This window comes from Crenobacter oryzisoli (genome assembly GCF_030385785.1).
GTDB classification, from domain to species: Bacteria; Pseudomonadota; Gammaproteobacteria; order Burkholderiales; family Chromobacteriaceae; genus Crenobacter_A; species Crenobacter_A oryzisoli.
Genome location: NZ_JAUEDK010000003.1, coordinates 60,942 through 86,625, shown reverse-complemented (window position 1 = coordinate 86,625; position 25,684 = coordinate 60,942). Strand labels below are relative to the sequence as shown.

The following is a 25,684-nucleotide window of genomic DNA, read 5'->3' as shown; positions in this document are numbered from 1 at the left end:
GACAGGCAGCCCCCTGGTTCGCGGACCGCATTATGAGAGGCCAGGCAAAGAGCCGCGCATGCGCGGCTCCTGTTCTATCCGGGTTCGACTAACCTACAAAGGGAGATGATGAGGCGGATGTCCCGCTTCAGGGTGATAGCCGCTGTCAGGAGGGGCCGATGGTCACTGCCAACAGGCGCCCGCGTTATGTCTACATCATTCTTGCGCTTTGCGTTAGCGCGATCGAAGTCGGCTGCGCCATGGAATCATTCGCCACGCAAGGCCAGCCTGCAGATCATGGCGTGCCAAACTTCCGTACCGTGGACAGCGGGGTATATCGAGGTGGCCAGCCCACTGCCGAGGGATGGGCATACCTGAAGTCGCTCGGTGTCAGGACAGTGGTAAAGCTTGATCTGCCATCCGAGGGATCTGACGAGGAGGCCGCAAGGTTAGGAATGACCGTGGTGGATGCATCGGGTCCGCCGTCCGACTTGAAGAATTTCTACGAGGCGCCGAATCCTGCACGAATCAGGCTGGCAGTTGAGACGCTGGAAGACGAGAACCGCTGGCCCATCTATGTTCATTGCCTTCATGGCCAGGATAGGACTGGCCTGATAGTCGGACTCTTTCGCGTCCGGCATGATCACTACACCAAATCACAGGCGTTCACGGAAATGCGCGAGAACAACTTCCACTGGGCGTTGTTCCCCGGTCTGGTTGACGTTTGGGAGGACTTCGACGGTAAGACGTTGCCGTGACTTGTCGCTCGGGGGGGGGGGGCTGTCGGTGAGGTAGCTCCTTCTGACATATAAGGTCGTATAGCAAACGCTCCGGTGTTGTCGAATAGCGGCTCGAATGCGATCCATTGATGGGCGCGTCATAGAGTATGGACATCACGGCGATGCTGTCAGCCTTGACCGTGCGCTTAAGAGCCTGTTCAAAGTCTCCTGAGGAGCAAGGCGAGAAAGGCCGGGTGGATGAACGGCAGACTGGTATTGAGTTGGTGCTCGCAGTTCTTCCATAGCCTGCGATGCTTCTCCAGCCACGCGAAGCTACGCTCGACCATCCTGCACTTGGGCATCGGCTGTGTCGTTCTTGTTGGTCATCACGAACGGGCGCACAAACTACGGGGGGATCAATTGGACCGCGTTCCCAGCTGTTGACGTTGCCGTGACCAGGGGGGCTCCGTAGGCTTTCAGCACAACACGAGAGGGCTGTTGCAGTCTGAAGAACGTTTTCACCTGCGCCTGCTTCTGATTCTTGCGGTGCATCTATAGATTAAAGCGAAATTGGCACTCAGTACACATGGCAACCCTAGTAACGGCTAGCTCATTAAATAGGGATTTTTTGGCCTGGCGAGATTGATAGGGAGATAATGAATGAGTGACTTGCTAGAAGCAATTGGGCTTGGCGTGGCAGTGGTTTTGCCTTTGGCTAATCCGCTGAGTTCCGTGGTATTGTTTTTGGCTCTGTCTGGCGGCATGAGCGACAAGGAACGAAATCATCAGGCGATGATGGCTTCTGTTTATGTGTTTCTCATCATGTTTATTGCCTTTTACGCCGGTGAGTTGGTCATGGGGACTTTCGGCATTTCCATACCAGGGCTGCGTATCGCAGGTGGACTCATCGTTTCCTACATTGGCTTTCGCATGCTTTTCCCGGATCACAAAATTGAGGAAATACCTGAAGTAGAAGACAAATCAGAAGAGTTACGTAGCCAGCCGGTCGTAAATATTGCTTTTGTCCCTATCGCCATGCCAAGTACTGCGGGACCAGGGACTATCGCATTGATCATCAGCTCGGCCTCTACTGTAAAAAATAATACCATCTTTCCTGTCTGGGTTATTACTGCAGCTCCACCTATTATATTTTTAATTATAAGTCTTATTCTGTGGGCTTCTCTACGAAGTGCAGGTCCAATCATGAATTGGATTGGAAAGGGCGGCATCGAGGCTATTTCGCGCCTGATGGGCTTTTTGCTTGTCTGCATGGGGGTCCAGTTTGTAATTAATGGTGGGGTGGAAGTTGTAACGAAATACCATTAGAGTGCTGCGGCTAAAGAATTCGTTGTGTCTATGGCTATATTTTTCTAAGTCATCACATTGGGCACGTTTTATCGATCGGTTCTGTTAGCGGCGCTAAGCAGGGTGGAACCCTGTGGTTGCCGCCACGGGAAGCCGCTCTGTCTGCCGTCTTGTGAAAGGAGCACCCGCATGCAACTGAGCACCGTGAAAATCGACAAGCCGGACACGATCAACTTCATCCTCGGCCAGACGCACTTCATCAAGTCGGTCGAGGACCTGCACGAGGCGCTGGTTGGCGCGGTACCGGGCATCCGTTTCGGCCTCGCGTTCTGCGAGGCATCAGGTGCCTGTCTCGTGCGCTGCTCGGGCACCGATGCGGCGATGGTCGAGCTGGCGCAGCGGAACGCGCAGGCCATCGGCGCCGGGCACAGCTTCATCGTCTTTCTCGGCGACGGCTTCTACCCGCTGAACGTGTTGAACACCGTGAAGATGGTGCCGGAGGTCTGCCGCATTTTCTGCGCTACCGCTAATCCGACCGAGGTGCTCATCGCCGAGACCGAGCAGGGGCGGGGCATCCTCGGCGTGGTCGACGGCTTCTCTCCGAAGGGCGTCGAGGGCGATGACGGCGTGCGCTGGCGCAAAGACCTGCTGCGCCAGATCGGCTACAAGCTGTGACAGGGTGTTTCGCTGCCCCGAACCGGTAGAACCACTGCGCTGTATAGAGGCGGAGGCAATGCTCGACTTCGCACAATTTGTCGCGACCCTGTGCAGCAGCCTGTTCGCCGGGGCGGCCATCTACATCAGCCTGGTCGAGCACCCGGCGAGGATGGCCTGCGACACAAAGACCGCGGCCCAGGTGTGGGCGCCCAGCTACGGGCGGGCGACGGCGATGCAGGCGCCGCTGGCGGTCATCGGCTTCATCGCCGGCGTGGCGACATGGCTACTCGGAGGGGAGAGGTTGTGGCTCGTCGGGGCCGTGCTGATCGGCCTGGTCGTGCCGTTCACGTTTATCGTGGTCATGCCGACGAACAAACGGCTCCTCGATCCGGGGCGGAACCTCGCGTCGGCAGAGACAAGGGCGTTGCTGCAGCAGTGGGGCCGGCTTCACGCGGTGCGCAGCGTACTGGGGCTGCTGGCGACCTTGGTCGACTTGGGGCTATCGCTCAAGCGTTGATGCCCGCACGGCCCGGATCGGCATCACCGCTGGGCGAGGCGGGCCGTACGGCAAGGCAATCACGCGGGAAGCGGCCGGCGGCGCTATTCGACGATTCTGAATATCTCCCACTTGGGGCTGCCCGACACGATATAGGGCTCCAGCTCCTTGCTCCAGTCCTTGTGTGCGTCGAGTTTGGCGAGCTTGTCCCAGGCGGCGCTCAGTTCGGCGAGGTCCTTGAGCTGGATCTCAGCCTGGATGGTGGATTCGTGAGCCCCCACCGAGCCGGTGAGTATCCTCGCGTTCTCCTCCGTCCAGCCGATTTGCGAGCCGATTTCGCGTAGCCAATTTCTCATATGCTCTATGGCGATCGGCTTGTAGCCAAACCGTACATCGATACTCCAGCGTGCGATGATCATGATGCGATCCTCCAGGCGGGCGCCACCGTCTTAAAAGCCTAGACCATGTCGGGACGACGATTGAGCGCCGCCGACAAAAGCATCAGCGCTGGCCAACGGCCACTCGGACTAGCCATCGTTCGGCATCCCGGTCGATCTGGCGGAGTGGCAGTGCCGACAGGTGATCTGAGGCGCAGCCGGAGGCACCGGCGATTCGGCCAACGCGGGCCGAATCGTCAGGAGGCTTATCCGCCCAGCGGCTCCTAATACCGGGCCGCGCGCCAGAGATTGGCCGACTCCGCGGTGAGATGGCGCAGGCCACTGCGCTCCAGCATGCGCTCCGACTCCTCTTGCACCGCCTCAAGCACGGCGTGCTCGTCTACCGTGCGCACGACATAGTTTTCCATCAGGATCTTGCCGTCGACGATGGTGGTGCAGACATCCCCGCCGTTGGCGAAGCAGGTCACGCGGTAGACGGGCATGTTCATCGGCATCAGGTGCGGCTTGAACAGGTCGACCAGGATGATGTCGGCTTTCTTGCCGACTTCCAGCGAGCCGATCTCGTGATCCAGCGACAGCGCCTTGGCAGCGTCGATGGTGATCATTTCCAGCACTTTGCCATGCGGCAGGATGTCCGGATCGCGGAAATGGCGGCGGTGATAATGCATGCACTGGAACATGTGGCGGAACAGGTCATAGCCGCGATCGGGAGCCGCGCCATCCGAGCCGATGGCGACCGTCACCCCGGCCTCGATCAGCTCCGGCACCGGGCAACGCCCAAGGATAGACATGATGGCGCTGGGGTTGTGAACGATCTTGGTCTGTGTCTCACGGCACAGCGCGATGTCCTCTTCGGTCAGGTCGATGCTGTGCGACATGAAGGAGGTCGGGCCGAGCAGGCCCAGCTCGCGATGCGCTAGCGTCAGTGTCCCGCCACGGTGGCCGTCCTGGGTGAAGGTCAGGCCATGGCGCCGCGCCAGGCCCATGTAGTCCTGCGCCTGCTGACGAAACTCCGCGGCGAGCGCCTGGTGGCTTTGTTCGTACTGCGGCGCATACACCGGCAGCGTGATGGCGATGCGCACCCGGCCGTCCCCTTGGCCGTCACAGGTCCTGACGATCTCCTCGCACACCTCGAACATGGCGGCAGCATCGACCTCGCGTCGCCGCGGCGGCTCGGTCGACCAGTCCACGTAGGCGAGCGGCGCCGGCAGTCGCGACGGCCCGACCGCCACCACCGAGCGGGTGCCGGTTTCGGCGACGGCTAGTGCGTGTCGCTGCGCGTAGATCGGGTCGTCGACCCGCATGATCGAGTCCCCGCCGCCCAGCATCGAGACGCCGGTGGTGGTGCCACATTTGAGCCGCTCCAGCGCCGACAGCCGGGCATCCACCTCCCAGAACTCCGGGCCGGAGGCCGACGTATAGATGGTCTGGCAGGCCTCCATCCAGGCATCGCCATCGCCACCGCCGAGGGTCTTCAGCATGGCGTGGCCGGCATGGGCATGGCTGTCGATCAGGCCCGGCAGCACCGCCTTGTGGCGGGCGTTGATGATCTTGTCCGCGGTATAGCGCGCACGCAGATCATCGGTGCACCCCACCGCGACGATGCGGTCGCCACGGACGGCTACTGCGCCGTCTTCGATCACCCGGCGCGTCTCATCCACGGTGATGACGATGCCGTGTTCGATCAGCAGGTCTACGTGCATCGTGGCCGTGTTCTGGTCATTCCGAATGGTCATAGCGATATCCATGCGTGAGAGGGGTAAAGCGGATTGTCGAGGAAGTCCTGTCTCACAGGCGGCTCTCCAGCAGGCGCCCATTCCGAGCGACCACGACACCGCGGCTGATCACCGTTCTTGCCGCGGGGCGAGCGACAACGGCCTCGCTCAGCGTCTCCGCTGGCAACAGCAGCAGGTTGGCGGGGCGCCCCGTTTCCAGACCATAGTCATCGCGACCGAGCGCTGCTGCACCGTAGCGGGTCGCGGCGTCAAAAGCGGTGCAAATTCCCTCGTCCCGTCTCATGCCACAGCGCAAGGCAAGCAACATGGCGCGCTCGAGCATGTCGCCGTTGCCCATCGGCGACCAGGCGTCGCGTATGCCGTCGGAGCCGAGGCAGATGTTGACGCCCGCGGCAATCAGCTCGGTAAAGGGGGGCATGGCGATCTCGGCAGGCGCCGTGGTCATCAGCGAAATCCGGTTGGCCGCCAGCCGCTCGGCGAGCGGGCGGATCTCGGCCCAGCTCTTCATGCCCAGGCAGAAGGCATGGCTGATCATGACCTTGCCCTGTAGCCGATAGCGCTCGGTGAACGCGATGATGCGGTCGATCTGCCATAACCCCAGCTCACCGCCGTCATGCAGGTGGATATCGACGCCGCGACCAAAGCTCTCGGCCAGCTCGAACACCGTGGTGAGATGGGCGATGGGGTCATTGTCGATGCCGCAAGGATCCAAGCCGCCCACAACTTCAAGTCCCAGCTTCAACGCTTCACGCAGCAACGCCTCGGTGCCAGGGTGGCGGATGAGGCCCGCCTGTGGAAAGGCCACGAACTCCAGGTCCACCAGATCGGCATACCGTTCGCGCAACGCCAGCATCGCTTCGATATGCATCAGCCCCAGCTCGGGGTCGGCATCCACATGGCAGCGAAACGTAAGGGAGCCACGGGCGATACATTGCTCGAGCAGTGCGCCGGCACGCTCGGCGATGGGCGATTCGAGCTCACGGAGGATCCGACGCTCGTTTCCAATGCGGTCTTTCAGCGTCGGCCCGGCGCTGTGCGGCCGCCAGGGCAGCCCCCACAGGGTCTTGTCCAGATGGATGTGGCCCTCCACCAGCGCCGGGGTCAGCAGCTGGCCCTGGCCATCGATGTCGGTGCCCGTTACCGGCTCTGCACTGGCGGGGCGACGCTCGGCGATCCGGCCATCGGCAATGCGGATGTCTTCAGAATTTCCGCCAAAGGGGCGGACATTGCGCAACCAGTACGATGTGGTCATTTAATTCTCATGATTGTGTGAGCGGGCCTCCCGCAAGCTGACGGCAAGCGGGGACGCTTCTTTAAACTGTTGCCCGACGGTATCCGCGGCAGCCTGGGGCTTTCGCCATTCCGAACCCGTCCGGGCCGAGCGGCCTCGCCCTTGGCGGCGGAGCCAATCGCTACGGCTTATTGATTCGCTTAGTTGTAGACGTCGAAGGAGAAGTACTTCTTGGAGATGCTCTGATAGGTACCATCCTTGAGCATCTCGGCGAGCGCTTTATTGATCTGCTGGCGCAGTTCGTTGTCTTCCTTGCGCACACCGATCGCGGCACCGACGCCGAGCGTCTTCGGATCGTGCAGCGCAGGGCCGGCAAAGGCATAGTCGTGGCCGCGCGCGGTCTTCAAGAAACCCAGATCGGCCTGAACCGACGACTGCAGGGACGCATCCAGGCGGCCGGCCACCAGGTCCTGGTATACCTGGTCTTGGGTCTGGTACGTCGTGACGACCACGCCTTTCGGCTCCCAGTACGCCTTGGCGTAGGCCTCCTGCGTCGAGCCCTGCTCCATCCCCACGCGCTTGCCCTTGAGCGATTCGGCCGTCGGCAGCAGAGTGGCACCTTTTTTCGCGACCAGGCGCGGTGGAACATTGTCGATCTTGTCAGTGAAGGCAATCTGCTCCTGACGCTTCTCGGTCACGCTCATCGAGGAAAGAATGCCGTCGAATTTCCTGGCCCTCAATGCGGGGATGATGCCGTCGAAGGAGGTCTCGGCCCAGACACATTTGGCTTTCAGCTTGTCGCAGATCGCGTTACCAAGATCGATGTCGAAGCCCACCAACTTACCGTCGGGAGCCTTCGATTCGAACGGGGCATAGGTGGGGTCAACGCCAAAGCGGAGGACCTTCGCCTCCTTCGCATACACGCCATTGGCCGCCAGGGCCAGAACAACAGCAATCGCAAGCTTCTTCATGGGATCTCCGTAGACTACACAAGTGGTACTGCGGTTAACGATGGCCACGCCGTTGTATTGTTTTTTCTGGCGATGGCCGGCCCTGCATCACACCCTGCGGCAAACCAGCACAAGCGGTGGTGCTGCAAGATGCACGTACAAGCGATACAAAGAAAAAAGCCTGCAATCCGTCTTGGGTTCAGCGACCTCGAAAAACGGCTTGAGGAGGCGTCAGCCGATGTCGCGAATGGCTGTCTATTCCAACCGGACCGCACCGGGAATGCTGCCCGGCTATTTACGCCACAGCCTTGCCATCGGATTCATCCGAGACCCTCGACATCAAATTGCATCTACTGCCACCACAACAGCTTAAGAACAGCCGCCATCATGTTGAAATGAAATGTTCAAATGCCCATCAGTGGGAAAAGCAATAATGTCGGCACTGATTGACTCCGGCCTGCCCAAGGGGTGCGTTGCGGAAGTGAGGAGTGGTCGCTTCACGCGAGCCGGTGAACGCGTGGTTGGAGTCGGTCGACCGTCAGCCGGCCCAGAGACGTGTGGAGGAACAACGAGAGACGATGGCCTCGCCGATCGAGACAGGCTCTTAAGGGCTTGGGCTTCGCTAAAAGAGCGGCGGTTGGCATGTTTCCGGTCTCCACCCGCTAACAGTCGTTAACAAAGCTTTCTCGGTTTTGTCGCTGTGTCCAGCCCAACTCCTTGTAGAGTTTAGGGTAGGGGGTTGGGGCCAAAATCCCGGCTGAGTGGCGGAGACCCGCAGCTTGTCCGCCGTCCAGCGCGCTGCATCAACGGCTGTTCATCGTGCCCGCCATCGGTGTTGCGCGATTGAGGGTGGTGGTCCCATCTCAGTAAAATTGACGGATTTTGCCGCTGTTACAGCGGTACTGTTTTTGTGTCTGGAGTAAGCAATATGTCTGACGTGGCAAACCGCGAACTGGAGCTGGAAGTGGCCGGCCTGATCGTCGACGCCCTGAATCTGGAAGTGAGCGCGGCCGAGATCGACCCGAACGAGCCGCTGTACGGCGAGGGCCTGGGGCTTGATTCGATCGACATCCTCGAGATCGCGCTGGTGGTCTCCAAGCGCTACGGCTTCCAGCTGCGTTCCGATAGCGAAGACAATGCGCGCATTTTCGCGTCGCTGGCCAATCTGACCGCGCATATCGCAGCTCATCGCACCTGTTGATGAATTTCAAGGTACTGCTTGTTGCACTGCTGTTTGGCGCCTATCTGCTGGTGTCGCATTGGGTGCTGGCTGACCCGGTGCAGCATGCCCAGCTCGGCGTTGCGCTGGCGTTGGCGCCGCCCCTGATTGCCTTGGTGCTGTTCTGCCTGGCGTCGGGCTGGCATCGCCTGATCGCACCGCTGATGGCCGGCGTCGTCGTGCTGATCTGGCAGACATCGGCCTGGCTTTCCACGCATTTCTCCTGGTTGTATTTCCTGCAGGATGCCGGCACTCAACTGTGTCTCGCGCTGATGTTCGGGCGCACGCTACTGGCCGGTCAGCGGCCGCTGTGCGGCCAGATCGCTGCACTGATCCACGGCGGTCTCGATGCGGCGCTGGCGCGCTACACCCGCCGCGCCACCAAGGCGTGGACGGGCTTTTTCCTTGCGATGTTCACGGTGTCCTCGCTGCTGTTCCTGTTCGCGCCGCTGACCGCCTGGTCGGCGTTCAGCAATCTGTTGGTGCTGCCGCTGACCGGGCTGATGTTCGTGGCGGAGTACGCCGTACGCCTCCATTGCCTGCCGCAGCGGCGCAGCGAGATGCGTTTTACCGATACTTTCCGCGCCTACAGCGCGCTGCAGCGCAGCCCGGCGGGCGACACGACCGGAGAGCGTTGAGATGACCTCTTATCCGCTGATCGGCCACACCGGGCCGACTCAGCCGCTCGCGTATTTTCGCGGGCGGGTGCGCAGTGCGGCGCAGTTTCTCGCCGACGCCGCAGCATTGGCCGAGCGCCTGCCGGACGGCGACGCCGTATTCAACGCCTGCCAGAACCGCTACCTGTTCGCGGTGGCGCTGGCCGCGTGCGTGCTGCGCGATAAGGTGTGCCTGCTGCCGGCCTCGCGCAGCGCTGACAGCGTCGCCCAGCTGCGCGAAGAGGCCCCAGAGCTGTGCTGCGTGAGTGATCAGCCCGACGGCGAGCCGACCTTGCCGACGCTACAAATCGACGACGCGAGCCTGGCGCCCGACGGTGCCGCGCACTGGCCGCCGCCGGCCATACCGGCGCAGCAGCGGGTCGCGCGGCTGTTCACCTCGGGCTCGACCGGGCAGCCTCAGGGCCATGACAAGCACTGGGGCGAGTTCGTACCGGCGATGCTGGCCGGTGCCGCGCGACTGGGGCTGGAGCGCTTGCCGGGCTTTGTGGCGCTCGGCACCGTGCCGCCGCAGCATATGTACGGGCTGGAGTCGACGGTGCTGCGGCCGCTGCTCTGCGGCGGCGTGCTTGTCGATGCCAGCCCGTTCTTCCCGGCCGACATCAAGGCCGAGCTGGCACGGCTGCCGGCTCCACGCGTGCTGGTGTCGACACCGTTCCATCTGCACACGCTGCTCGAGAGCGGACTGAGCCTGCCAGAGTTGGCGCTGATGACCAGCGCGACTGCGCCGCTGGCCAGCGACCTGGCCGGTCGCCTGGAGGCCCGCTTCGGCGCGCCGCTGCTGGAAATCTACGGCTCGACCGAGACCGGCCAGCTGGCGACGCGGCGCAGTGCCGAAACCGAACAGTGGGAATGCCTCTCCGGGGTGACGTTGCGAGAGGATGGCCCCGAGGGCGCCATTGCGGAGGGCGGCCACCTGTGGCAGCCGCAGCGGCTGAACGACCGGGTGCTGCTGGATGGGGCACGGCGCTTCAGCCTGCTCGGCCGCAACGCCGACCTCGTCAACGTGGCCGGTAAGCGCAGTTCGCTCAGCTACCTGACCCAGCAGCTGCTGGCGGTTCCCGGCGTGGACGACGGCGTGTTTTTCCTGCCCGAAGAGGAAGGGGGCGCCGGCAAGGTGGCGAGGTTGGCGGCGCTGGTGGTGGCACCGACGCTGGAACGCGAGGCGCTACTGGCGGCGCTGCGCGAGCGCATCGATGCAGCCTTCCTGCCGCGCCCGCTGAAGTTCGTCAGCCGATTGCCGCGCAACGCGATCGGCAAGCTGCCGATCGATGCGCTGCGCGCGGCGCTCGATGGAGCGAATGATGAATGAACGTCTGCAATTGGCGTTGACCGCCCCGGTCGACCACCCGGCGTTTCCCGGCCATTTCCCGGGACAACCCATCCTGCCCGGCGCCGCCTTGCTCGACCTGGCGATCGTGGCGCTGCAGCGGGCACTCGGTGTCGAGGCCGGCACGGTGCGGATCGCTTCGGCCAAGTTTCTGAAGCCGGTCGGGCCGGGCAGCGCGCTTGCGCTGTCGGCCGAGGCGGCGAAGGCCGGGAGCTGGCGCTGCACGCTGAGCGACACGGCCGGCGCAACGGTGGCGCAGTGCGAGCTGTCGCTGGAGACGGCGGAGTGAGCAGTGTGCGTGCCGTACAACTGGTTCAACTTCTATGACTTCTGGGCTGACCATGACTAGACGCTTCCTGGCGCTGCTGCTGTGCGCGCTGCCGCTGATGGCGAGCGCCGCCGACTTCGATCTCGACCGGCTGCTCGGCCAGCTGGCGCAGACGCGTTCCGCGCACGCCACCTTCACCGAAAAGCAGTACCTCACCCTGCTCGACAAGCCGCTGGAGTCGTCCGGCGAGCTGGCGTACGAGGCACCCGGCCATCTGGAGAAGCGTACCCTGCAGCCTAAGGTCGAGTCGCTGGTGCTCGACGGTGGCACGCTGACGGTCGAGCGGGGCGGCAAGCGCCATGTGCTGAAGCTGCAGGACTACCCGGAGATCGCTGCCTTCATCGACAGCATTCGCGCCACGATGGCGGGTGACCGGCGTGCGCTCGAAGCCGCCTACCGTACCGAGCTCGACGGGCGCTACGAGCGCTGGACGCTGCAGCTCACTCCGACCGCGCCGAAGATGCTCGCCAAGGTCAGCCGAGTGAAGATCAGCGGCGTGCGTGCCGACTTGCGCCAGATCGAGATCGTCCAGGCCGACGGCGACCGTTCGGTGATGAGCATCGCCAGGGCGGCACCGTGATCCAACGCCGGGGTCTGATCGTCGGCGTGTGGCTGCTCGCGCTCGTGCTCGGGCTGGCCCTGCTGACGCGCGCACGCTTTTCCGCCGACATGTCGGCGTTCCTGCCCGCCGCGCCATCGGCCGAGCAGCAGATCCTGGTCGATCAGCTCAAGGACGGCACCGTGTCGCGGTTGATGCTGGTCGGCATCACCGGCGCCAGTTCCGACGCGCGCGCCGAGCTGTCGCGCCGGCTGGCGGCGCGGTTGCGCACCAGCCACGACTTCGCCAGCGTCGCCAACGGCGAGGCCGGCGGCTTCGAGCGCGAACGCAAGCTCTTGTTCGACAACCGCTACCTGCTGAGTCCGGCGGTGACGTCGCAGCGTTTCTCGACGGCCGGCCTGCATGCGGCGATCGCCGACAGCATCGCCGCGCTGGCTCTGCCGTCCGGCGCCTGGACCAAGGCACTGCTGCCCGCCGACCCCACCGGCGAGACGCTGCAGCTGATCGACATGATGTCCGGTCGCGACAGTGCGACGATCAGCGACGGGGTATGGGCGTCGCGCGACGGCAAGGAGGCCTTGCTGATGCTGTACACCCGCGCGGCCGGCTCCGACACCGATGCGCAAGAGGCGGTGCTCGCGCGGCTCAACAACGACTTCGCCGCCGTGCGGGCGGAGCTGCTTGGCCACTATCAGGTGCTGGCCGGCGCCCGCCTGCAGGCCACCGGCCCCGGCGTGTTTGGCGTCGAGGCGCGCGAGCGCATCCGTGGCGAGGCGCTGCGTTTTTCCATACTCGGCAGCCTGATCATCGTCGCCCTGCTGTGGTCGGTGTACCGCTCGTGGCGGGTGCTGCTGCTTGGTCTCGTGCCGGTCGCCAGCGGCGTGCTCGCCGGCGTGGTGGCGGTCAGTCTGGGTTTCGGCATGGTGCACGCGATCACCGTCGGCTTCGGCGTCACGCTGATCGGCGAGGCGGTCGACTATTCGATTTACCTGTTCATCCAGTCCGGCGCCGGTGGCGTCGGCAGCGCCCGAGAGTGGCAGCGGCGCTTCTGGCCGACGATCCGCCTCGGTGTGCTGACCTCGGTGTGCGGCTTCGCCGCCTTGCTGTTCTCCGGCTTCCCCGGCCTCGCGCAGCTCGGTCTCTATTCGATCGCGGGCCTCGCCGCTGCCGCGCTGGTGACGCGCTGGGTGCTGCCGTTGCTGCTGCCGGCGGGCTTCGCGGTGCGCGACCTGAGCGTCTTGGCCGAACGGCTGGCGTGGGGCCTGAGGTGCTTGCGTCGGCTGCGCGCGCTGGTGCCGGTGCTCGCGCTGCTGTCGCTGGCTTTGCTGATCGTGTTACGTCAGCCGTTGTGGAACCACGACTTGGCGGCTCTCAGCCCGGTGCCCGCCGAGCAGCAGCGGCTTGATGCTGCGCTGCGGGCGGAGCTTGGTGCGCCCGATGTGCGTTACCTGGCCGTAGTCAGCGGGGCCGACCGCGAGGCGGTACTGCGCGAGACAGAGCGGCTCGCACCCAAGCTCGACGCGCTGGTCGCGCGCGGCCTGTTGGCGGGTTACGAGAGCCCGAGCCGCTACCTTCCGAGCCAGGCGGCGCAGGCAGCACGCCAGGCCAGTCTGCCCGACGAGACGACGTTGCGCGCGCGCCTGGCTACGGCGCTGGCCGGCCAGCCGATCCAGCCGGCCAAGCTCGAGCCGTTCGTCGCGGCGGTGGAGGCGGCGCGGCAGGCGCCGCTGTTGAGCCCGGCAAGCTTCCGTGGCACCTCGCTGGCGCTGCTGCTCGACGGCCTGCTCGTCGAACAGGGTGGACGCAACCTGGCCCTGCTGCCGCTGCGCGCTCCGGCGGGTGGCATCGACGCGGCGGCGCTGTCCAAGGCGCTCTCCGGCGCGCCGCTGCAACTGGTCGACCTGAAAACCGCGTCGAACCGCCTGTATGGAGCCTATCTCGACGAGGCAATCCACCTCGTCGGCTTCGGCATGCTCGCAATCGTGCTTTTGCTGGCGCTGGCGCTGCGTTCGCCGGCGAAGCTCGGGCGCGCGCTGCTGCCGCTCGTGACCGCGGTGCTGGTGGTGACAGCCGGCCATCTGCTCGTCGGCGGCACGCTGAACCTGCTGCACTTGGTCGGCCTGTTGCTCATCGTGGCGATCGGCTCGAACTACGCGCTGTTCTTCGTCGGCAGCGAGCGCTCGGCCAGCGTGCTGTTGTCGCTGCTGATCGCCAACCTGGCGACGCTGGCCGGCTTCGGGCTGCTGGCGTTCTCCAGCGTGCCGGTGCTCGCCGCGCTCGGCAGCACCGCCGGGCCGGGCGCTTTGCTGGCGCTGCTGTTCGCCGCCGTATTGGATCGCCATGAAGACGCCTGAGTGGTCGCCGCCGGCTCAGCCCGGCAATGCGCTGTTCATCCCTGCGGCCCGGCCGGGTGGCCCGCTCGTGGTAGTGCTGCCCGGCGCGTACGGCACGCCCGACGATGTTGTCGAACAGGGGCTGGCCGAGATGCTGGCGGTTCGCCATCCTTCGGCCAACCTGCTGGCACTGCCCGTCGATCCGCTGGCCGTCACGCAGGGCGTGGCGCTGGACAGGCTAACCGCCGAGCTTGCGCCGTGGTGTGAGCTTTTCGGACCCGTGTGGCTTGTCGGGATTTCGCTCGGCGCACTGCTGGTGCTGGCGTATCTGGCCGAAAAGGGAGAGGGCGTGCGCGGCGCGGTGGCGCTGACCCCGTACCTCGGCAGCCGCGCGCTCGAACAGGACATCCGCCGGGCCGGTGGGCCGGCTGCCTGGGCTGGGAACCAACGACCCGACTGGGACGCGCGCCACCTTGAAGAACGCGTCTGGCACTGGCTGGCCGGCGGTGGTGCGCAGCGGGTGCCGGTGATGCTGGGGCTCGCCAAGTCCGACCGTTTCCATTCGAGTCAGCAGTTGGCAAGTGGCTGCTGGCCGGCCGAGCGCTGCTTCAGCGTCGCGGGCGGGCACGATTGGGCCGCGTGGCGGGCGCTGTGGGGCGCCTGGCTCGATCGTGTGCAATCATTGGATAAGGGACGCGATGAAGCCCCCACACCGGCGACCGAGCCCGTTGTTGTTCGCCCGCTGCGGGCCGCCGCGTGGTAGTTCCGCCCTGAGACGTGGCCTTGGTGGTTAGTACTGCGGGAAGCCGCCGTGGCGCTGACGATAGACGACGGACCCGATCCAAAGGTGCTCGATCTGCTCGACGCTGCCGGCGCGCGGCCAACCTTTTTCTGCATCGGTCGGCAGGCGGCGCACCGCCCAGAGCTGTGCCGCGAGATCATCGCGCGCGGCCACGCGCTGGAAAGCCACAGCTAGCACCATCATTACAGTTTCTCGGTACGCTGACCGTGGGCACCGGCGCGCGAGCTCGGCGCGGCGCAACGCACGTTATCGGGCATCACTGGCGTCGCCCCGCGCTGCTTCCGCGCACCGGCCGGGTTGCGCAACCCGTCCCTCGATCCGCTGCTGCATCGCAGCGGCCTACCCCTGGCGAGCTGGACGCGGTGGGGGGGACACCTGTCAGCGCGGTCCGGAGAAGGTGCTCTCGGCGTTGCGCGACAAGCTCGCCGCGCATACCCGCTCGGGTGAGCCGGTGATTCTGGCGGTGCTGCCGGCGCTGCTGGCCGAAATCCGCGCGCGGTCTCAATACCGTCACGCTGCCGCGGCCGAGCGCTTATGAAGGATTAGCGATGTATCCCTTGCATCTGACTGCATTCACTGCGACGAGCGCGCTGGGCGCGGGCCTGGCACCGACGTTGGCAGCGCTCGAAGCGAACCGCAGCGGCCTTGCGCCATGCGCGTTCGAAACGGTCGATCTTCCGGCCTATGTCGGCGAGGTCGCCGGGCTGGATGATGTGACGCTGCCGGCGGCGCTGGCCGACTACGACTGTCGCAACAACCGCCTTGCTCTGCTGGCGTTGCAGCAGGACGGCTTCGCCGATGCGGTGCGCGGGGCAGTGATGCGCTACGGTGCCGAGCGGGTCGGGGTGTTCCTCGGCACCAGCACGTCCGGCATCCTCGAGACTGAACTCGCCTATCGTCGCCTCGACGAGTCCGGCGCCTTCATCGCACCGCCGAGCTACCGCGGCAGCCACACGCCGCAGGCGGTCGCGGACGTGGTGGCGCGCTCGCTAGGGCTCGGCGGCCCAGCCTTTGTTGTGTTGACCGCCTGTTCGTCCGGCGCCAAGGTGTTCGCCAGCGCCGCGCGGTTGATCGGCGCCGGCATGATCGACGCGGCGGTGGTTGGCGGAGTGGACAGCCTGTGCCTGACCACGCTGTACGGCTTCAACTCGCTGGAACTGGTGTCGCCGGAGCCGTGCCGGCCGTACGACGTGGCGCGGTGCGGCATCTCAATCGGCGAGGCGGGGGCATTCGCGCTGTTGGAGCGTCCGGCCCAGGACTTGCCGGGCGATGCGGTGCTGCTCGCCGGTGTCGGCGAGGCGAGCGATGCCTACCACATGTCGTCGCCACCACCGGACGGGCACGGCGCGTTCGCTGCGATGCAGGCGGCACTGCAGAGGGCCGGCCTGATGCCGTCCCAGGTCGATTACCTGAACCTGCACGGCACCGCCACGCCTAGCAACGATGCGGCCGAGGGCCAGGCGGTGATGCAGCTGTTCGGCCGCAGTGTGCCGGCGAGCTCGACCAAGGGTGCGACCGGCCACACGCTCGGCGCAGCCGGTGCCTTGGAGACGGTGATCGCCGCGCTGGCCTTACAGCATGGCTTGATCCCGGGCAGCCCGGGCAGCCGCGAACTCGACCCGGCTCTCGATCTCGATTACGTATTCGTGCCACGCCACCAGGCGCTCGGCGTGGTGATGAGCAATTCCTTCGGCTTCGGCGGCAGCAACGCCAGCGTGGTGCTGCGCCGTGCCGACGCTAGGATGGACGCATGAGCGGACTGTTTGGCTATCTGGACGGGGTGGCGGCGCTCGGCCCCGGTTTCGACAACTGGGCCATGCTCGCTGCGCAACTTACGGGTGAGCAGCCTTGGCAGGATGCGCCAACCCGGCTGACCGCGCCGCCGGGGCTGCCGCCGGCCGAGCGGCGCCGCGTCGGCAAGCCGGTACGCCTCGCGCTGGCGCTGGGCTTCGAGGCGGTGGCGATGGCCGGTGCCGATGCGGCTGAGCTTGCGACCGTATTCACCGCCTCGGGCGGCGACGGCGACAATCTGCACGCGCTGTGCACCACCTTGGCCGAGCCCGCTCGGCTGGTGTCGCCGACCCGCTTTACCAACTCGGTGCACAACGCACCAGCCGGCTACTGGGGCATCGCAGCCGGGGCGACCGCGCCGAGCAACGTCCTCAGCGCTTACGATGCGAGCTTCTCTATGGGCCTGATCGAAGCGCTCGGTCAAGTGCAGGGCGAGGCGCGACGCGTGCTGTTGATCGCGTACGACAGCCCCTACCCGGGGCCGCTCGCCGCGCTGCGGCCGCTGCCCGAGCCCTGCGGGGTGGCGCTGCTGCTGAGCCCTGAGCGAGGGCCCGCATCGCGGGCTCGCCTGGCGGTGGTGGGGGGCGAGACTGCCGCTGAGGGCAGCACCGGCATCGCGGCGCTGGATGCGCTGGCGCGTTCTGCCCCCTCGCTGCGCGCCTTGCCGCTGTTGGCGGCGCTCGCGCGCGGCGAGGGCGGTCGCTATGGGCTCGAGATGCCGCTCGGCGGCTTGCTGGTGGTGGAGCTGCAGCCATGCGTGTGAAGTTGATCGGGAAGACGCCGGGTTGATCCCGCATCAGGAGGCGATGTGCCTGCTTGCCGAAGTGAGCGACTGGGACGTGCAGCACCTCATGGCGCGTGCCGATAGCCACCGCGATACGGTCAACCCCTTGCGCCAGCATGGCCGTCTAGGCGGCACCTGCGCGATCGAGTACGCCGCACAGGCGATGGCGCTGCACGGGGCGCTGAGTGCCGGCCGCGACGAGGCGCCGCGAGCTGGTTAACTGGGTCAGCGTGCGCGACGTGAGGCTCGACGTCTGCGAAGGCCAGCCTGCACGGTGCGACCAAATCGCTGGCGCTTGCCAGCCGCGGCATCACGGTGAACGCGGTGGCGCCCGGCATCATCGACACCGAGATGAGCGAGCAGGCTTCGACGCTGCCGCGATCAAGCAACTGTTGCCGATGCAGCGCGCCGGCCGTTTCGACGAGGTGGCGGCGCTGGTGGGCTTCCTGTACTTGGACGACGCGGCGTATATCTCGGGGCCGGTGCTGTCGATCAACGGCGCTATGTATTAGCCGGTGAAACCCACAGGACGTAAGCCATCATCAGCACTGCGCTGCGCCCATCTATAGGGGTGGTTAGTGGCTGGTGCGCATTGTCAGCTGCCGCCACAGCAGCCAAGGCAGCCGCAGCAGGAAGCCTGCGAACAGCCGGGTATGCATACGAGCCAGCAGTAGGTTGTCGCGTAGATAATTGAAATGCGACACGCCGCCTTCCCCGGGCTCAAAATAGCGTACCGGGCAGGGCAGGTTCACTGGAGGAACGCCGCGCCAGCATAGCCGCACCGCCGCCTCCGGGTCGAAGTCGAAGCGGCGCATGCCGTGCTGCTTCTCCATCACTGCGATCAATGGCGCAACCGGGTAGACGCGAAAGCCGAACAGCGAGTCGCCAATGCCCATCCACAACGTTTCCAGGTTGGCCCAGCTGTTCGAGATCTTGCGTCCCCACACCCGCAGGCGCGGTGCACTGGCGTCGAACTGCGGCAGGCCCAGCACCATGGCGCTGGGCTCGGCCGCCGAGCGCGCCATGAACACGGGAATCTGCCCGGCCGGGTGCTGGCCGTCCGAGTCCATCGTCAGCGCATGCGTGAAGCCGGCCGCTTTAGCCAGCCTCAACCCATGGAGTACCGCCGCGCCCTTGCCGCAGTTTTCTGGCAGCACCTCCACGCGTAGGCCCGGGTCGCCCTCCGCCATTGCCAGCAGGCCCTCGGCGCTGCCGTCGTCGCTACCGTCGACGATCACCCATACCGGGTTCCACGCCGCGCGCGCGGCGCGCACCGTGTCGTAGACTTTGGGGCCGGGGTTGTAGCTGGGGATCAGGACCAGATGGCTGGTGGACGGGTTGTCAGATGGCTTCATGCGAGGCTCGCGAGGGCGCCGGCACCATTGCCCTCATTCGGAATATAGCCGGCCAGTCGCAGTGCATTGTGCGGACGGCACAGTAGATCGGACAGGGGCTGGCGGCGGGTCATGGTCTTCGAGTAGCGCTCGGCAAAAGAAAATCCGCCGATCAATGTGCCATTGAAGCGGCGGATTATCGAATAGAGTGCGGTAAGCATGCCTTGGATGGATGTCAACCCGGTGACTCCGGCAGCACGGCTACCGACTGAGCGAAAAATTATCTGGGCCCCCGCAAGTTGCTGTCAAGCGTGCGCCGTGCTCCGGGCAAGACAAGCGGTCTTGTTGGTTCACTTGATCTCGATCTTTCGCACCGTGGATTCGGCCTGAGCGATCTTCGGCAGGCGTAGCGTCAACACGCCCTTGTCGAACGTCGCGTCCACCTTGTCGACGTCGACGTTATCAGGCAACGGAATACTGCGCACGAACGCGCCGTATGATCGTTCCAGACGATAGCAGCCGTTTTCCTCGCTGCGGACGTCCTGTTTTTTCTCGCCGCGCAGAATCAGCGATCCCCCCTCGATGGACATCTGCAGGTCCTCGCGTTCGATGCCAGGCAGCTCGGCCGTGATGCGCAGCGTCTCGCCATCGTCGACCACATCGACGCGCGGCAGGAAACGGGCGGAGCTGAAGTCGCCGAACCACCGATCACTACCGAGGTTGGTGAATGGCTCATGCAGGAGTTCGCTCATGGCACGCCACGGCTCGCTCGAAAACAGCCGCGAGAAGTCCGGCCAATCGCTAGGCCATTGCCGCGTATCCGGTGGTGGGGCACTTTCCGTCGCTTGCTTGTCGCTTGTCGATTTCCGTAGAAACTTGAACAGATCCCATTTTTTCAGTTCGGTACTCATCTTAATTCCCCAACGATATGGTTTTGGGCCGTTCTTGATAAAGAGCGGCCGGAACACGCGACCAGTAGGCATTGGAGCATCGGCCGTGATGTCACCCATGCCCGCTTCACCGTCGCCCCGGCGACCTAGTCGATGCGCACCTCGATCCGGCGCGGATGGGATTCTTCCCGGCGCGGGATAGTCAGCTTCAACACGCCGTCCCTCAGGCTCGCCTCGATCTTCGACGTATCGAAGTCGGGACTCAGGGAGAACGAGCGTGCGAAGCGCGACCCACGGATTTCCGCGTGTTGCAGGTGCAGGCCGGCCGGTGTGGGCACAACGGCTTCCGCTTCGATGGTGAGCGTGCCGTCATGGACCTTTACCTCGAGCTTGTCCGTTGTCACGCCCGGCAGGTCGGCCCAGAGAATGATGCCGTTCTTGTTCTCGACGATGTCGATGGCAGGGACCACCGTCGGTGTCCGGTCCTCTTCGCTTTGTGCGACGGCATTTCCTTGGCGTTCAACGACTTGGGTCGTGTCGCTCATGGCATTCTCCTTCCTTTACTGAACCGTGATAGCCCGTGGCTTCGAAGACTCGCGCTTGCCGATGCTGATTGACAGGCAGCCGTTCGCATAGCGCGCCTGCACCTTATCGGGGTCGGCATTCTCGGGCAGCTCGATGGCGCGCCGGAACGTGCCGACGAAGCGCTCCTGCGCATACGGACGCGTCTCGGTGTCGGACTCCGACAGTATCGGCTTGCGTTCGCCGCTGATCGTCAGCAGGCCTTTGTCGATCGAGATGTCGAATTCGTCTGGTTTGATACCCGGCGCGAACGCAACGATTTCGATCGAGTCATCAGTGGTGCCGATATTCACCGGTGGGAAGGCCCCGAGGTGGGCGGAGCGGAGGCTGGATGGGGTGCCAGGGAACAAGCTCGGCATCTGCTGGTGCAGGCGGTTGAGCTCATTGAAGAGATCGGTCCCGAAATAGAAATGGCTCATGGTCGTACCCTCCTTTCACAACAAGGAGGCGGACGGGCCCAGGCGCTCCCGCTCGCCTGCCAAGCAGTTGAGATACAAAGAGAAACACCAACAATGAAACGGGCTAAGCGGATGTAAAAATAGTGCTGGCAGTGATCGTTTTCAAGAGAGGGAATGGGGCGCTGTCAACCCGATCACTGCATCGCCGCGGGCGGTTTTGGTGGTCGGTACGCGACCACTACGCTACGGTCGCGTTCCTACGCGCGCCTCGGGGCGCCCGCCGCCATCGCGCAGGCCGTGCCGCAGACCCATGCCGCAGGAAATCAGGGCTTGGCGGAGGGCTCAGTTGACGGCTTCGCGCGGGATTCGAGAGGTGGCCGGCTGCGGGGTGAGCGCGTCGGTGATGTGCTGCTCCAATTGGCGGGTCAACCGGCGCACGTCGTCGTCGGGGGCGAAGCGTGCCCCCAGCCTGACTCGGTAATGCACCGGCAGCAACGGCAGCTTCAGGGCTGGCCAGCCTTTGGACAGATAGGGGGAATCGGTCTCGATGATCAGCGTCTGCACCGGTACCCCGGCGCGCTTGGCGATCAGTGCCGCGCTCGGCACGAAGGGGCTGATCGGGTGGTGACGGCTGCGCCCGCCCTCGGGAAACAGCAGCACCTGGCCGCCACGTTGCAGTTCCTGGCAGGCTCCCAGCACCATCGCCAGCGGCTCATCGTTCGGAATATAGCCAGCCAGCCGCGAGGCGGCCCCGAACAGCGGGTTGCCGAGTAGGCTTGCCTTCATTACACAGGCGGTGTCCGGCAGGCGCGAGATCGGCATCAGCGCATCGAGCAGGCCTGGGTGGTTGGCCACCAGCACCAGTGGGCCGGCATCGCGCAGCGCGTCCAGTTCGTCCAGCTCGAAACGGAAGATGCCGAGCCGGCGCAAGGCGCCCAGATAGAAATGAAAGCCGCGCATCGCTGCGCGGCGGCCGACGCGCCGGCCTGTATCGGCGTTCAGCAGCGGGCGCAGCGGCAGTGCGATGCCGCTCCACGATAGGCAGATCAGCGCCAGCAGCAGCCAGCCGAGCGCCAGCCGCAACGCATCGTGAGGACGGCGCAACAGGTCGGGCAGGGGGGAGAGCAGGCGGCGAATCATGGTGGGCAGGGCTTCTGGTACGGCACTAGACAAAAGAAAATCCGCGGATCAATGTGCCATTGGGCGGGCGGACTGTTCGGATAGGCTGGCGGCTAGCATGACGCGAATCGATGACAATCTGGTTATCCGACGACCAAGTGCAGCAGCAGGGCCCATATTTTAGCAAAAAATCATCCGGTTGCAGGTGATGTGCTGCCAAACGTACACCCGGCCCGCCGCTTTAGCCGGCGGACATTGCCTCGAGGGCGGACTTGAGGTGCTCGACAGCCGTGGTGGACTCCACCTCGATGCGCCGGCGCAGCACCAGCTGGTTGAGCAGGGCATAGAACGGCGTCGGTGCACTTCCATAGACGAACACCCGATCGAAGCGGGTGCCAGCGCTGGTCGGCGTCAGCGTATAGCTGACAGTGCCGGCCTGCCAGCCGTGGATCCGACCAACGATGACCCAAAGCCGTGGACGCTCATACTGGATGACGGTCCAGACCACCTGGCCGCGTCGCCCGGCGACCAGATAGTCCTCGGTGACGCGCTCTCCGAGCCGTAATGGATGGTCGGTGGCGCCGTGCACTGCCAGCGAGGACGGGTGCCAGCGCGGCCAGTTGCCTGGCGTCGTCACATAGTCGAACACTGCGTCGGGTGGGCGGCCGATGTCGACCGTATTGTCTATGCGGGTGCCCGCCACCCAGGGCAGCGGCAGCCAGAAGAAAGCCGCCAGCAGCACGGCAAGCCACACGACCCAGCGCCAGCGTTTACGTTTCATGCCGCCTCTCCCGCGTGAACTTGTCGTTTCAGTCTAGTCGGCACGAATCAGCTTCAGTCGTGCCGGACCCGGTAGGGTGGGGACGGGTGGAGTCGCGAGGGTTATGACCGGAAGAGGACGAGGGCGTCAGCGTTCGGGGGAGTCTGCTGCATCGTGTGTGGAGGCTCCTGCTTCAGCCAGACTGATGAACTGCCGCAATGCCGCCGACCCGGCATCCTCCCGATACGCCAGCCCGATCGGCGCGCGCGGCGCCACGCCTGCGATCGACAGGTAGCGCACCCCCGGCGTGTCGATCTGGCTCACCGCGCGCGGTACCAGTGATACGCCGAAGCCGGCGGCGACCATCGGCACGATCGAGACGATCTGCGGCGCCTCCAGACCCAGCTTCGGCATGAAGCCCGCCTGCTGGAACGCCACGATCAGCCGATCGTACAACCCGGGGCTGATGTCGCGTGGTAGCAGGATGAAGGTGTCGTCGGCCAGTGCGGACAGGGGCACCGCAGCCTCTTCGCTGAGTGGATGGTTGGCCGGCAGCGCCAAGAGCATCGCCTCGTCGACCAGCGGCAGGCAGGCTAGCTCCGGGGCGGAGCCGATCGGCGTGTGTACGAAGGCGGCATCGACCGAGCCGTCGATCAGCGCCTGTACCAGCTCGGCGGTGTTGCTCTGCTGCGGCTGCAGCTGCACGTCCGGATAGCGCGCCCGATAGTCGCGAATCAGCGCCGGCACGGCCGGCTCGAAATAGGTGGCACCGGCAAAGCCGATGCGGATGCGCCCGGCCTCGCCGCGCGACAGGCGCTGGATGTGGGTCTTGGCCTGCTCCACCCGCTCCAGGAGCTGGCGCGCTTCCTCTACGAAGGTGGTTCCGGCCTCGGTCAGGTCCACGCCACGGCTGTGCCGCACGAATAGCGGCGTGCCCAGCTCCTCTTCCAGCTGCTTGATCTGCAGGCTCAGCGGCGGCTGCTGGATGCCGACGCGCTCGGCGGCGCGGGTGAAGTGGCGTTCCTCGGCGACGGCGAGGAAGTAGCGCAGGTGGCGAAGTTCCATAGTGGGGTCTGGCAAATAAAGAACGAGTATTCAAAACATACATAAAAGATATGGAATGTTCAATTTCAATATATTGGAAGTGTAGCCGCTAGGTGAATACACTTGGTCTTGGGTGGTGCCGCTTACCCGCCCCGTCAGATTCCGGCCCACGGCTTGCCCGCCGGCCCGTTCGATCCGGCGGGGCCGACCGAGCGGGCCAGGCTCTAAGAACAGAGTGTGAAGGGCAGGGCGATGATCAAGCACATCACGGGGTTGAAGCCGCGTGTGGGCGGCATCCGCTATGTCTGCTTCGAGCGGCCCAGTTCGCTGAGCCCGCAGCCGGGAGACATGGCCTGGGTCGAGACCGAGGCAGGCTGTCATTTCTGCCTGTGCATCGAAGCGATCGACAACGACGGAGTGCTGGTGGGGACAGTCGTGTCGATTCGCCCGGTGGAGCGGCTGGAAGTCGACGGCATCCGCCGCCACGACCGCGTCAGCGTCCCCCGCGACGCAGTCTGGCAGATCGTCCGTACGCTCGCGCCGCGCAGCTAGGCGCCACCCGCCAGACATCACAGGACGCGTCAGTACGCGTCAAGTACACGCGGCAACCAGAACAAGAAGCCGCACAGGAGAGCCCGGCGTCGGTCGTTCGGCCAGTGTCGGTAGCGATAGCAATGGAGGAGAGACCAATGTACGAAGACCGTATCCGCCTGGCCGCACTGCGCGACCGGGTCATGAGTGCCGATGAAGCCGCCTGTCTGGTGGACGACGGCATGGTGGTCGGCATGAGCGGCTTTACCCGCGCCGGCGACGCCAAGGACATGCCAGCCGCGCTTGCGAAGCGCGCTGCGCAGCACCCAATGAAATTCACCCTGATCACCGGCGCCTCGCTTGGTCACGACTCGGACAAGACGCTGACCGAGGCCGGCGTGCTGGCCAAGCGCCTGCCGTTCCAGGTCGACGCCACGCTGCGTGGCGCAATCAACCGCGGCGAGGTGATGTTCGTCGACCAGCATCTCTCGGAGACGGTGGAATTCCTGCGTGCCGGCCAGTTTGGCAAGCTCGATGTGGCGGTGATCGAAGCGGTGGCCATCACCGAGGACGGAGGCATCGTGCCGAGCTCGTCGGTAGGCAACTCGGCCAGCTTCGCCATCCTGGCCGACAAGGTGATCGTCGAGATCAACCTGGCGCAACCGCTCGGCTTCGAGGGCATGCACGACATCTGGATCCCCGGCCGCCGCCCGCACCGCGAGCCGCTGCCCATCGTCGGCGTGAGCGACCGCGTCGGCAGCACCACGGTGAAGATCGACCCGGCCAAGATCGCCGCCATCATCATCACCGACACCCCGGACAGTGCCTCCAACGCGTTGCCGCCCGATGCGGAGACGCAGCAGATCGCCGGCCACCTGATCGAATTCTTCCAGCACGAAGTGAAGCGCGGTCGCCTGTCCACCACGCTGCCGGCCATCCAGTCCGGCATCGGCACCATCGCCAACGCCGTGCTGTCCGGCTTCCTCGACTCGCCGTTCGAACACCTGACCATGTATTCCGAGGTGCTGCAGGACTCCACCTTCGAGCTGATCGACGCCGGCAAGATGGACTTCGCCTCCGGCTCGTCGATCACCGTGTCACAGCGCATGCAGGACCAGGTGTTCGGCAACCTCGAGCGCTACCGCGACAAGCTGGTGCTGCGCCCGCAGGAGGTCAGCAACCACCCCGAGGTGATCCGTCGCTTAGGGCTCATCGCGCTCAACACCGCCTTGGAGGCCGACATCTACGGCAACGTCAACTCCACCCACGTTGGCGGCACCCACATGATGAACGGCATCGGCGGCTCGGGCGACTTCGCCCGCAATGCGAGCATGGCGATCTTCGCCACCAAGTCGGTCGCGAAGGGCGGCAAGATTTCCAGCATCGTGCCGATGGTCGCGCACGTGGACCACAACGAACACGACGTCGACATTCTGGTTACCGAGCAGGGCCTGGCCGACCTGCGCACGCTGGCGCCGCGCGAGCGGGTCAAGCTGGTGATCGACCATTGCGCCCACCCGAGCTATCGCGAGCTGCTGCGCGACTACTACCAGGATGCGCTGCGCTACGGTGGTCACACCCCGCACGCGCTGGAGCGCGCATTCGAGATGCACATCAACCTGCGCGATCGCGGGTCGATGCTGGCCGGACAGGAGGCCTGATACCACGCAGTTGTTTGTCTCCGTTGTCGGAACTTAGCCGTTCTTCCAACGCTCATCCTTTTGGGCCGCACTGA

The 25,684-nt window shown here is 64.8% G+C and carries 31 protein-coding genes and 1 pseudogene; 19 read left to right on the top strand and 13 right to left on the bottom strand.

The window, feature by feature from the left end:
* The first annotated feature begins 158 nt into the window (after positions 1-158).
* Positions 159-737, top strand: a complete 579-nt coding sequence (locus QU481_RS02455) for a fused DSP-PTPase phosphatase/NAD kinase-like protein (RefSeq protein ID WP_289828296.1) — start codon at positions 159-161, stop codon at positions 735-737.
* A 179-nt stretch (positions 738-916) separates the two neighbouring features.
* On the opposite strand, the pseudogene QU481_RS02450 reads toward QU481_RS02455, so the two are convergent.
* Positions 917-1,060: pseudogene (locus QU481_RS02450) on the bottom strand (IS5/IS1182 family transposase); the annotation flags it as partial.
* A 298-nt stretch (positions 1,061-1,358) separates the two neighbouring features.
* Here QU481_RS02450 and QU481_RS02445 point away from each other — a divergent pair.
* The 3 genes from QU481_RS02445 to QU481_RS02435 all read left to right on the top strand — a co-directional run bounded on the left by QU481_RS02445 (position 1,359) and on the right by QU481_RS02435 (position 3,177).
* The gene (locus tag QU481_RS02445; RefSeq protein ID WP_289828295.1) at positions 1,359-2,024 is read left to right on the top strand and encodes a MarC family NAAT transporter; all 666 of its coding nucleotides are present in this window, start codon (positions 1,359-1,361) and stop codon (positions 2,022-2,024) included.
* 168 nt (positions 2,025-2,192) lie between these two features.
* Positions 2,193-2,678 carry an adenosine-specific kinase gene (locus QU481_RS02440; protein WP_289828294.1) on the top strand — a complete coding sequence of 162 codons (486 nt, stop codon included), beginning with the start codon at positions 2,193-2,195 and terminating at the stop codon, positions 2,676-2,678.
* 58 nt (positions 2,679-2,736) lie between these two features.
* Positions 2,737-3,177: an anthrone oxygenase family protein gene (locus QU481_RS02435; RefSeq protein ID WP_289828293.1), complete on the top strand. Its 441-nt coding sequence runs from the start codon at positions 2,737-2,739 to the stop codon at positions 3,175-3,177.
* 83 nt (positions 3,178-3,260) lie between these two features.
* Here the strand turns inward: QU481_RS02435 and QU481_RS02430 are convergent, their stop codons facing one another.
* The 4 genes from QU481_RS02430 to QU481_RS02415 all read right to left on the bottom strand — a co-directional run bounded on the left by QU481_RS02430 (position 3,261) and on the right by QU481_RS02415 (position 7,492).
* The gene (locus QU481_RS02430) at positions 3,261-3,575 is read right to left on the bottom strand and encodes a hypothetical protein (RefSeq protein WP_289828291.1); all 315 of its coding nucleotides are present in this window, start codon (positions 3,573-3,575) and stop codon (positions 3,261-3,263) included.
* A gap of 242 nt (positions 3,576-3,817) precedes the next feature.
* Complete coding sequence (locus QU481_RS02425; protein ID WP_289828289.1) at positions 3,818-5,290, bottom strand: amidohydrolase family protein; 1,473 nt, start codon at positions 5,288-5,290, stop codon at positions 3,818-3,820.
* A gap of 52 nt (positions 5,291-5,342) precedes the next feature.
* Positions 5,343-6,542, bottom strand: coding sequence for an amidohydrolase family protein (locus QU481_RS02420; RefSeq protein ID WP_289828288.1), 1,200 nt, complete (start codon positions 6,540-6,542; stop codon positions 5,343-5,345).
* 179 nt (positions 6,543-6,721) lie between these two features.
* Positions 6,722-7,492 carry an ABC transporter substrate-binding protein gene (locus QU481_RS02415; RefSeq protein ID WP_289828287.1) on the bottom strand — a complete coding sequence of 257 codons (771 nt, stop codon included), beginning with the start codon at positions 7,490-7,492 and terminating at the stop codon, positions 6,722-6,724.
* Between the two features lie 907 nt (positions 7,493-8,399).
* On the opposite strand from QU481_RS02415, the gene QU481_RS02410 reads away from it, so the two are divergent.
* The 13 genes from QU481_RS02410 (at position 8,400) to QU481_RS02350 (ending at position 17,810) form a co-directional block, all read left to right on the top strand.
* Positions 8,400-8,672 carry a phosphopantetheine-binding protein gene (locus QU481_RS02410; RefSeq protein WP_289828286.1) on the top strand — a complete coding sequence of 91 codons (273 nt, stop codon included), beginning with the start codon at positions 8,400-8,402 and terminating at the stop codon, positions 8,670-8,672.
* A complete protein-coding gene (locus tag QU481_RS02405) occupies positions 8,672-9,328 on the top strand; it encodes a COG4648 family protein (protein ID WP_289828285.1) in 657 nt (218 codons plus the stop codon). The genes QU481_RS02410 and QU481_RS02405 overlap by 1 nt, the downstream gene beginning before the upstream one ends.
* Before the next feature lies 1 nt (position 9,329).
* On the top strand, positions 9,330-10,676 hold the full coding sequence (locus QU481_RS02400) for an AMP-binding protein (RefSeq protein WP_289828284.1): 1,347 nt from the start codon (positions 9,330-9,332) through the stop codon (positions 10,674-10,676).
* Complete coding sequence (locus tag QU481_RS02395; RefSeq protein ID WP_289828282.1) at positions 10,669-10,983, top strand: ApeI family dehydratase; 315 nt, start codon at positions 10,669-10,671, stop codon at positions 10,981-10,983. The genes QU481_RS02400 and QU481_RS02395 overlap by 8 nt, the downstream gene beginning before the upstream one ends.
* A gap of 52 nt (positions 10,984-11,035) precedes the next feature.
* Positions 11,036-11,602, top strand: a complete 567-nt coding sequence (locus QU481_RS02390; RefSeq protein WP_289828280.1) for a LolA-related protein — start codon at positions 11,036-11,038, stop codon at positions 11,600-11,602.
* Positions 11,599-13,935, top strand: a complete 2,337-nt coding sequence (locus QU481_RS02385; RefSeq protein WP_289828278.1) for an MMPL family transporter — start codon at positions 11,599-11,601, stop codon at positions 13,933-13,935. Before QU481_RS02390 ends, QU481_RS02385 begins: the two co-directional genes overlap by 4 nt.
* Positions 13,922-14,677, top strand: a complete 756-nt coding sequence (locus QU481_RS02380; protein ID WP_289828276.1) for an alpha/beta fold hydrolase — start codon at positions 13,922-13,924, stop codon at positions 14,675-14,677. The genes QU481_RS02385 and QU481_RS02380 overlap by 14 nt, the downstream gene beginning before the upstream one ends.
* Before the next feature lie 48 nt (positions 14,678-14,725).
* On the top strand, positions 14,726-14,890 hold the full coding sequence (locus QU481_RS23815) for a polysaccharide deacetylase family protein (protein ID WP_353962023.1): 165 nt from the start codon (positions 14,726-14,728) through the stop codon (positions 14,888-14,890).
* A 223-nt stretch (positions 14,891-15,113) separates the two neighbouring features.
* The gene (locus QU481_RS02370; protein WP_289828273.1) at positions 15,114-15,254 is read left to right on the top strand and encodes a hypothetical protein; all 141 of its coding nucleotides are present in this window, start codon (positions 15,114-15,116) and stop codon (positions 15,252-15,254) included.
* Between the two features lie 10 nt (positions 15,255-15,264).
* Positions 15,265-16,470, top strand: a complete 1,206-nt coding sequence (locus QU481_RS02365) for a beta-ketoacyl-[acyl-carrier-protein] synthase family protein (protein WP_289828272.1) — start codon at positions 15,265-15,267, stop codon at positions 16,468-16,470.
* Positions 16,467-17,270: a beta-ketoacyl synthase chain length factor gene (locus tag QU481_RS02360; protein WP_289828271.1), complete on the top strand. Its 804-nt coding sequence runs from the start codon at positions 16,467-16,469 to the stop codon at positions 17,268-17,270. Before QU481_RS02365 ends, QU481_RS02360 begins: the two co-directional genes overlap by 4 nt.
* A gap of 22 nt (positions 17,271-17,292) precedes the next feature.
* Complete coding sequence (locus QU481_RS02355) at positions 17,293-17,511, top strand: ApeP family dehydratase (RefSeq protein ID WP_289828270.1); 219 nt, start codon at positions 17,293-17,295, stop codon at positions 17,509-17,511.
* 47 nt (positions 17,512-17,558) lie between these two features.
* Complete coding sequence (locus tag QU481_RS02350; protein WP_346432416.1) at positions 17,559-17,810, top strand: hypothetical protein; 252 nt, start codon at positions 17,559-17,561, stop codon at positions 17,808-17,810.
* A 56-nt stretch (positions 17,811-17,866) separates the two neighbouring features.
* Here the strand turns inward: QU481_RS02350 and QU481_RS02345 are convergent, their stop codons facing one another.
* The 8 genes from QU481_RS02345 to QU481_RS02310 all read right to left on the bottom strand — a co-directional run bounded on the left by QU481_RS02345 (position 17,867) and on the right by QU481_RS02310 (position 23,439).
* Positions 17,867-18,646, bottom strand: a complete 780-nt coding sequence (locus QU481_RS02345) for a glycosyltransferase family 2 protein (RefSeq protein ID WP_289828269.1) — start codon at positions 18,644-18,646, stop codon at positions 17,867-17,869.
* Positions 18,643-18,864 carry a hypothetical protein gene (locus QU481_RS02340; RefSeq protein ID WP_289828268.1) on the bottom strand — a complete coding sequence of 74 codons (222 nt, stop codon included), beginning with the start codon at positions 18,862-18,864 and terminating at the stop codon, positions 18,643-18,645. The genes QU481_RS02345 and QU481_RS02340 overlap by 4 nt, the downstream gene beginning before the upstream one ends.
* Before the next feature lie 111 nt (positions 18,865-18,975).
* Positions 18,976-19,377 (bottom strand): Hsp20/alpha crystallin family protein, encoded by a 402-nt coding sequence (locus QU481_RS02335; RefSeq protein WP_289828267.1) that lies wholly within the window; start codon positions 19,375-19,377, stop codon positions 18,976-18,978.
* A gap of 284 nt (positions 19,378-19,661) precedes the next feature.
* Positions 19,662-20,060, bottom strand: a complete 399-nt coding sequence (locus QU481_RS02330; RefSeq protein WP_289828266.1) for an Hsp20/alpha crystallin family protein — start codon at positions 20,058-20,060, stop codon at positions 19,662-19,664.
* Between the two features lie 15 nt (positions 20,061-20,075).
* Positions 20,076-20,516: an Hsp20/alpha crystallin family protein gene (locus tag QU481_RS02325; RefSeq protein ID WP_289828265.1), complete on the bottom strand. Its 441-nt coding sequence runs from the start codon at positions 20,514-20,516 to the stop codon at positions 20,076-20,078.
* Positions 20,517-20,837: 321 nt separating this feature from the next.
* On the bottom strand, positions 20,838-21,635 hold the full coding sequence (locus tag QU481_RS02320; RefSeq protein ID WP_289828264.1) for a lysophospholipid acyltransferase family protein: 798 nt from the start codon (positions 21,633-21,635) through the stop codon (positions 20,838-20,840).
* 220 nt (positions 21,636-21,855) lie between these two features.
* Positions 21,856-22,395 carry an SRPBCC family protein gene (locus QU481_RS02315; protein ID WP_289828263.1) on the bottom strand — a complete coding sequence of 180 codons (540 nt, stop codon included), beginning with the start codon at positions 22,393-22,395 and terminating at the stop codon, positions 21,856-21,858.
* A gap of 126 nt (positions 22,396-22,521) precedes the next feature.
* Positions 22,522-23,439, bottom strand: coding sequence for a LysR family transcriptional regulator (locus tag QU481_RS02310; RefSeq protein WP_289828262.1), 918 nt, complete (start codon positions 23,437-23,439; stop codon positions 22,522-22,524).
* A 231-nt stretch (positions 23,440-23,670) separates the two neighbouring features.
* Between QU481_RS02310 and QU481_RS02305 the strand changes: the two genes are divergently transcribed.
* Positions 23,671-23,970, top strand: a complete 300-nt coding sequence (locus tag QU481_RS02305) for a hypothetical protein (RefSeq protein ID WP_289828260.1) — start codon at positions 23,671-23,673, stop codon at positions 23,968-23,970.
* A gap of 137 nt (positions 23,971-24,107) precedes the next feature.
* Complete coding sequence (scpC, locus tag QU481_RS02300) at positions 24,108-25,610, top strand: succinyl-CoA:acetate CoA-transferase ScpC (protein ID WP_289828259.1); 1,503 nt, start codon at positions 24,108-24,110, stop codon at positions 25,608-25,610.
* Positions 25,611-25,684 lie beyond the last annotated feature (74 nt).